Origin of the sequence: Streptomyces sp. NPDC052721 (assembly GCF_040678315.1) — a bacterium.
Classification (GTDB): Bacteria; Actinomycetota; Actinomycetes; order Streptomycetales; family Streptomycetaceae; genus Streptomyces.
Genome location: NZ_JBFATL010000063.1, coordinates 32,443 through 39,421 on the forward strand (window position 1 = coordinate 32,443; position 6,979 = coordinate 39,421).

The following is a 6,979-nucleotide window of genomic DNA, read 5'->3' on the forward strand; positions in this document are numbered from 1 at the left end:
TTGCCGTCCGGGCGCAGCGGGCGGTTCGTGGTCTCCAGCCTGACCGGGTCGTTCGCCGTCCGGGCCTCAGCGGGCCGTTCGTCGGCTTCGCGTCGTCGGCCCTCTCACCGCCTCCGCGGGGTCACCAGCCCGACGGTTTCCCGCCGTCCACGGCGAAGACCGTGCCGTCGGGCGCGGCGGCGAGGACGCGGGGGCCGACCGGCACCGGGGCGGGCGGGGTGCTCATGACCTGCGCAGAGTTCGCGCCCAGCCGCGCCGGCGTCTGCCCGACGAGCCTGCCGTTCCCGGCGTCGACGGCGAGCAGCCGGCCGTCGCTCGCGGTGAGGTACACCCGCCCGCCCCGTACGACGGGCGCCGAACCGCGGCTCACCGACGTCTCCAGGTGCCACAGGTGCTTGCCCGACCGCCCCGACGCCATGTCCACGGCGTCCAGGGAGCCGCCGGTGGCCAGCACGTACACGACGTTCCCGCGCACGGTCGCGTGCGCGCCGTCGAGGACGGCGGGCAGCGCGACGCGCCGGGTCGCGCCCGTGCCGGGGGTGTAGCGGACGATCTCCTTGACGCCGTACGCGCTGTCCACGGCCAGGAAGAACACCGAACCGTCCTGCGCCGCGAACGGCTTGAGCCAGCCATCGAGCCGTACGTCCCACCGCACCCGGCCCGTGCCGGGGTCCACGGCGGTCACCTGTGTGCTCGTCCCGTCGGCGGACGCATGCGTCGCGAAGGCCGTCGAGGTGCCGGGGAACGCGTCGAAGGCCGGCACGCCCTGACCGGGCACGGTGCTCCGCCAGCGGGTGGCGCCGTTCGCGCCGTCCACGCCGGTGACCGTGCCGTCGGCGCTGGTGAGCAGGGCCGTGTCACCGGCGTACCGCACGGTCGTCCCGGCCGGCAGCCGCCGCTGCCACACCTGCCTGCCCGTGGCCGGGTCCAGCCCCGCGAGCCGTGAGCCGCCGTCCGTGTACGGCTGCACCAGCCCGCCGGCGAGGGCGGGAGGCCCGCTCGTGGACCGGGTGCCGACCGAGCGCCGCCACAGCAGGCCGCCGTCGCCCGCGGAGAGCGCGAAGACGACACCCGGCCGCGCACAGAACACCTTCCCGGCCGCGTACACGCAGTGCGCCATTCCCTCGCCGCCGCCCGCGGACCGGGCCGTCCACGTACTGCCGGAAGCCGCCGTCAGGGTCGGCTCGCCCTCCTTCTCGGGCGCCTGATCGTTTCCGCCGGACGCCCACACCGAGACGAGCGCACCGAGCAGCGCCAGCCCGAGGCTTCCGGCCGTGAGCGCCACCACCCGCCGACGCCCCAGGCGCCGGCCCGTACGCCGACCGGCACCCTCAAAACGACCGGCTCCCGCCGGAACACCCCCTGCCTCTGCTTCGACGCCTACCGAAGCCGCGTCCTCGCTCGCCCGCTGCTCCGCATCCGTGCGCTGCGCCGGTATGAACGCCTGGGTGTCGTACGAGGCCGCCACCGAGCGCAGTTCCCGCATCAGTTCGTCCGGCGTGGGCCGGTCCGCGGGCTCCTTGGCGAGACACCGGCGTACCAGCGGTGCGAGCCCTTCCGGTACGCCGGTCAGGTCGGGCTCGTCGTGGACCACCTGGTAGGCGACGACGTACGGGCTGTCGGAGTCGAACGGCCCCCGCCCGGTGGCCGCGTGCACCATGACCGAACCGAGCGCGAAGACGTCGGCGGCCGGGCCGACCTCCCGGGGCCGCCGGAACTGCTCGGGCGCCATGAAAGGCGGCGTGCCGATCAACTTGCCGGTCTCGGTGCGCAGTTCGCTGTCCTTCGGCCGGGAGATGCCGAAGTCGATGACTTTCGGCCCGTCCTCGGCGAGCAGCACGTTGCTGGGTTTGAGATCCCGGTGCACCACCCCGACCCGGTGGATGTCCCGCAGCGCCTCGGCGAGCCCCGCCATCAGCCGGCGCAGCTGCTCCGCGGGCATGGGGCCCTTCCGCTTCACATGGTCGGAGAGGGTTGGCCCGGGGATGAACAGGGTGGCCATCCAGGGGCGGTCGGCCTCTGGATCGGCGTCCACGACGGATGCCGTGAAGGCTCCGCTGACCCTGCGCGCGGCGGCCACCTCCTGCCGGAAACGGCCCCTGAACTCGGGATCCCGTGCGAACTCGGCGTGTACGACCTTCACCGCGAGCCGCATCCCGGATGTGCTCCGCGCGAGGTGTACGACCCCCATGCCGCCGGAGCCCAGGCAGGACTCCAGCCGGTAGTGCCCGGCGTACTCGGGAAGTTCCGCTTCCGCGCCCGCTCCGGTGTTGTGCTGTGGCGCCATGGACCACCCCCGTGCTCTTCGTCCGCGCGCGCGACGCACGGAGCCTAGTCGATGACTCGTACGAGACAGAGGCGGCTTGCTAGCGTCTGGGTGCGAGTCGCGCACCTGCGTTTCGCGCCGAGTTCCAAGAAAACGACGGGGGAGGACCATTTTCATGTCAGTCGACCGCGCACAAGAGGCCGATGCCACCGAGAACGGCGTCAACGGCACCGGCGATGCCGAGACCGTGGTGACGGAGGCGGCGGCAGCCGTCCGCACCTACGCCGTCGCGCCCGGCGTCCGGCTGAACGTCCGCAGCGGCCCGGGCACCCAGTACAACCTGGTCCGCGTCCTGCCGGAGGGCGTCCGGGTGCCGATCTACTGCCAGACACCCGGCACGACGGTGACGGGCACCTACGGCACGACGAACATCTGGGACCTCATCGACAGCGGCGAGTACGTCTCGGACGCCTACGTCAACACAGGCACCGACGGCTACGTCGCCCCACGCTGCGGCTGACCCCGGCCCGCACGCACGCACGCCCGGGGCCCTGCCCCGGCGGGGTGGGGGGCTGCCGACGCGGAACCGCCGCCCACCCCAGCAGCGCACCCCACCCCGCCCCGCCCGGAAGCCCGTCCGCCGCCGGCGCCATAATCGTGCTGTGAGCGACGAAACCGGCACCCCGGACACCTCGGCGGGCTCCGTCGGCCGCGCGGCCCAGGGCGACGGCGCGCCGCCGCAGGGTGGTGGCCCCCGCCCCGAGCCCCTGCGTTTCTTCGGCACCTCCTGGGTGAACCATGACAACGGCTACGCGGCCCGCCGCGCCGGCGTCGCCGTCGGCTCCCTCGTTGCCGCCGCCGTCGCCTGTCTGGTGCTGCGCCTCGCCTACGAGGGCATCCAGATCGCCGAATCCGGCTCCTTCGTGACCGTGCTGGTCGTCGCCATGTTCGCGATCTGCAGCGCGCTCGCCTTCCGCAACACCTGGGAGGGCTTCGGCAAGCGCCACGACCCGCAGCGCCAGGCCTCCCTGCGCGGTCTGCTCGCCATCGGCTTCGTCGGCACCCTCCTCGCCTACTTCTTCCGCTCCCTCACCGAGGCACCGGGCGAGAGGCTGCACCGCGAGGAGTACGAGCAGGCCCGCGAGGCCCACGAACGCCGCACCACCCGCCGCACCGGCAACCCGTCGAAGAAGAAGCGCCGCCGGTAGACGGCAGCGGCGCAACGGCAACGGCGGAACCGCCACGCAGGACGGGAAAAGGGGTACGGCCGACGCGCGGCGATGCCGTAGACAGAACCCCATGACCGTCACTCAGCCGTCGCCCGCCGACCCGCCCGCCGCCTCCCACGCCGCCCGCGCCGCGTCCTTCAACTCCGCCGCCGCCCAGTACGCCGCGAACCGCCCCTCCTACCCGCCCGCCCTCTTCGACGCCGTCGAGGAACTGGCCGGCCGCCCCCTGCCGGGCGCCAGGGCGGTGGACGTCGGCGCCGGCACCGGCATCGCCACCGCCCTCCTGCACGCCCGCGGCGCCGACGTCCTCGCCGTCGAACCCGGCGCGGGCATGGCCGCCGAGTTCCGCCGCGCGCTCCCGCACATCCCGCTCGTCCGGGGCAGCGGCAACGCTCTGCCCGTCACCGACGCCCACGCCGACCTCATCACCTACGCCCAGGCCTGGCACTGGACCGACCCGGCCCACTCGGTGCCGGAGGCACTGCGCGTGCTGCGTCCGGGCGGTGCGCTGGCGCTGTGGTGGAACACCGAGGCGCTGGACGTCGAGTGGATCGCCGACGCCGCCCGCCGCGTCGGCCGTTTCCTGGGCGTCGACGTCGCCGCCGAGACACGCAAGGCCGGTGACCGTATCGAGCTGGCCGACCCCAGCGGCCGTCTCGACTTCGCCCGCCGCACGGTCCGCTGGAGCCGCCGTGTCCCGGTCGACACCCACCTCGCCAACCTCGGCAGCCACTCGGCCTTCCTCATCACCCCCGAGCAGCGCAGGACCGCCTTCCTCGACGAGGAGCGCACCCACCTCCTCAAGGTCTTCCCGGACGGCACGGTGGAGGAGACCTACGACGTCCTCCTCCTCGTCGCCCGCAAGCCCTGACCCGACACCTCCCCCCTGGCTCGTGCCGGGCCTGGGCGCGCCGACGCCACGAGGGCGTACGGAGTGACCGCGGGCCCCACCGGCCGACGTTCCGCCCACCGGACAACCCGCCCGCGCACCCCACCCCGGTGCCAGACTGAACCGCATGAGCCAGAAAGTCGCAGTCCTCGGCACCGGCAAGATCGGCGAAGCCCTGCTCAGCGGAATGATCCGGGCCGGCTGGGCCCCCGACGACCTCCTGGTCACCGCCCGCCGCCCCGAACGCGCCGAAGAACTCCGCACCCGCTACGGAGTCACCCCGGTCGCCAACACCGAGGCCGCCAAGACCGCCGACACCCTGATCCTCACGGTCAAGCCGCAGGACATGGGCACCCTGCTGGACGAACTCGCCCCGCACGTCCCCGCCGACCGCCTGGTCATCAGCGGAGCCGCCGGCATCCCCACCTCCTTCTTCGAGGAGCGCCTGGCCGCGGGCACCCCCGTCGTCCGGGTCATGACCAACACCCCGGCCCTCGTCGACGAGGCCATGTCGGTCATCTCCGCCGGCAGCCACGCCACCGAACAGCACCTCGCGCACGCCGAGGAGATCTTCGGTGGCGTCGGCAAGACCCTCCGCGTCCCCGAGAGCCAGCAGGACGCCTGCACCGCGCTCTCCGGCTCCGGCCCGGCGTACTTCTTCTACCTGGTCGAAGCCATGACCGACGCCGGCATCCTGCTCGGTCTCCCGCGCGACAAGGCCCATGACCTCATCGTCCAGTCCGCGATCGGCGCCGCCGTGATGCTCCGCGACAGCGGCGAACACCCCGTCAAGCTCCGGGAGAACGTCACCTCCCCGGCCGGCACCACCATCAACGCCATCCGCGAACTGGAGAACCACGGCGTACGAGCCGCCCTCATCGCCGCCCTCGAAGCCGCCCGCGACCGCAGCCGCGAACTCGCCACCGGCAAGAAGGACTGACCGACCGACCCCGCTGAGCGCCGCCCGGCTAACGCACGGCGCTCAGCGAAGGCTCCGCCACGGGCGGCAGCAGCCCGATCGCCCTGTAGGCCGTATCGACCGTCGGCCGGGCCAACGCCCGCGCCTTCTCCGCACCATCCCGCAGCACCCCCTCGACATACGCCGGATCAGCGCACAGCTCCCGGTGCCTGGCCTGCACCGGCCGCAGCACCTCCACCACCGCCTCCGCGGTGTCCTTCTTCAAAGAGCCGTACGAGTCGTAAACGTCTGCCAGTGACTGAGGGTTCCCGCCCGTGCACGCGGCGAGAACGTCCAGCAGATTCGCGAGGCCCGGCCGCTCCGCCCGGTCGTAGACGACGTCCCGCCCGCTGTCCGTCACGGCCCGCAGCACCTTCTTGCGCACCACGTCCGGCTCGTCCAGCAGATAGACGACCCCCGCCCCCGAGTCGTCCGACTTCCCCATCTTCCTCGTCGGGTCCTGCAGGTTCATCACCCGCGCCGCCACCGGGGGAAGCGTCGCCCTCGGCACCACGAACGCCTGCCCGTACCGCTGGTTGAACCGCACCGCCAGATCCCGGGTCAGCTCCACGTGCTGCGCCTGGTCCTCACCGACCGGAACCTCGTCCGTGCCGTACGCCAGGATGTCCGCCGCCATGAGCACCGGATACGTCAGCAGCGACAGCCGCACGCTCCCACCGCGCTCCCGCTCCTTCGCGGCTTTCTCCTTGTACTGGATCATCCGCCGCATCTCGCCGTCGGTCGCCACGCACTCCAGCAGGTACGACAGCCGCGTGTGCTCGTCGACATGGCTCTGCAGGAACACCGTGCACACCTCGGGGTCGAGCCCGGCCGCCAGCAACAAGGTCGCCGTCTGGCGGCTGAGCCTGCGTACGCGCGCCGGATCGTGGTCCATGGTCAGCGCGTGCAGATCCACCACACAGAACAGCGAGTCCGCCCGATGCTGGTCCACCTCGGCCCAGCGCCGCATGGCCCCCAGGTAGTTGCCCAGGGTCAGGTGCCCGGTCGGCTGAATCCCGCTGAAGACCCGTGTCATCTCCACTCCACCTTCTGGTCGGGACCGCCGCCCCTGCGGCCGGCCCCCGGGACCCGGAGGGAGATACGAGAACGGCCGCCGAGGCGGCGGCCGTTGAGTGCATACGTGAGTACGGCCGCCGTCAGGCGGCCCACCAGAGCTGGGTACACGTACGCGTCATCACGCGCTCCACAGTACGCCTCCGGAGTGTCCCGCGGCAGCGAGTTGACACACCCCGCGCCGATACGTAGTGTTCTCCGAGTTGTCCGACGTGAGCGCCGACCCCGGTCGGTCCCCGGACAGCCATTCCGCAAGCACCACCCACTCAATCGACGCTCTCAGCGCCGAGTGCTTTGGCGTGCGTATTTGCGAAATGAGGAATCCGCGTTCGAAAGGACGCCGGCCCCCGATTAGCTCGGGAGCCAGGAATCCGCTAAAGTCTCACTCGTCGGAACGGCCCAACGGCCGGGAGGACAAACCCCGCTGACCGGGGATCAGACGCCGAAAGGATCTGATAGAGTCGGAACCGCCGGAAAGGGAAACGCGAGAGCGGGAACCTGGAAAGCACCGAGGAAATCGGATCGGGAAACGGTCTGATAGAGTCGGAAACGCAAGACCGAAG

The 6,979-nt window shown here is 72.2% G+C and carries 6 protein-coding genes; 4 read left to right on the forward strand and 2 right to left on the reverse strand.

Annotated elements, in window-relative coordinates; all coding sequences use genetic code 11:
• Positions 1-121: 121 nt before the first annotated feature.
• Entirely contained in the window at positions 122-2,287 is a 2,166-nt protein-coding gene (locus AB0L21_RS36995; protein WP_365788482.1) for a serine/threonine-protein kinase, read from the reverse strand.
• A 154-nt stretch (positions 2,288-2,441) separates the two neighbouring features.
• Here AB0L21_RS36995 and AB0L21_RS37000 point away from each other — a divergent pair, with 154 nt between their 5' ends.
• The 4 genes from AB0L21_RS37000 (at position 2,442) to proC (ending at position 5,324) form a co-directional block, all read left to right on the forward strand.
• The gene (locus AB0L21_RS37000; RefSeq protein ID WP_365699255.1) at positions 2,442-2,786 is read left to right on the forward strand and encodes an SH3 domain-containing protein; all 345 of its coding nucleotides are present in this window, start codon (positions 2,442-2,444) and stop codon (positions 2,784-2,786) included.
• Between the two features lie 142 nt (positions 2,787-2,928).
• Positions 2,929-3,474 carry an EamA/RhaT family transporter gene (locus tag AB0L21_RS37005; protein WP_365699256.1) on the forward strand — a complete coding sequence of 182 codons (546 nt, stop codon included), beginning with the start codon at positions 2,929-2,931 and terminating at the stop codon, positions 3,472-3,474.
• A 91-nt stretch (positions 3,475-3,565) separates the two neighbouring features.
• Positions 3,566-4,366, forward strand: coding sequence for a class I SAM-dependent methyltransferase (locus tag AB0L21_RS37010; RefSeq protein WP_365788483.1), 801 nt, complete (start codon positions 3,566-3,568; stop codon positions 4,364-4,366).
• Positions 4,367-4,511: 145 nt separating this feature from the next.
• Entirely contained in the window at positions 4,512-5,324 is an 813-nt protein-coding gene (gene proC / locus AB0L21_RS37015; protein ID WP_365788484.1) for a pyrroline-5-carboxylate reductase, read from the forward strand.
• Positions 5,325-5,352: 28 nt separating this feature from the next.
• Here the strand turns inward: proC and trpS are convergent, their stop codons facing one another.
• The gene (gene trpS / locus AB0L21_RS37020) at positions 5,353-6,378 is read right to left on the reverse strand and encodes a tryptophan--tRNA ligase (RefSeq protein WP_365788485.1); all 1,026 of its coding nucleotides are present in this window, start codon (positions 6,376-6,378) and stop codon (positions 5,353-5,355) included.
• Between the last annotated feature and the right edge of the window lie 601 nt (positions 6,379-6,979).

Bases quoted from the DNA above. Each gene is read 5' to 3' on its own strand.
- AB0L21_RS37010 (WP_365788483.1), top strand. From the start codon at position 3,566: ATGACCGTCACTCAGCCGTCGCCCGCCGACCCGCCCGCCGCCTCCCAC.
- proC (WP_365788484.1), top strand. From the start codon at position 4,512: ATGAGCCAGAAAGTCGCAGTCCTCGGCACCGGCAAGATCGGCGAAGCC.
- trpS (WP_365788485.1), bottom strand. From the start codon at position 6,378: ATGACACGGGTCTTCAGCGGGATTCAGCCGACCGGGCACCTGACCCTG.
- AB0L21_RS37000 (WP_365699255.1), top strand. From the start codon at position 2,442: ATGTCAGTCGACCGCGCACAAGAGGCCGATGCCACCGAGAACGGCGTC.
- AB0L21_RS36995 (WP_365788482.1), bottom strand. From the start codon at position 2,287: ATGGCGCCACAGCACAACACCGGAGCGGGCGCGGAAGCGGAACTTCCC.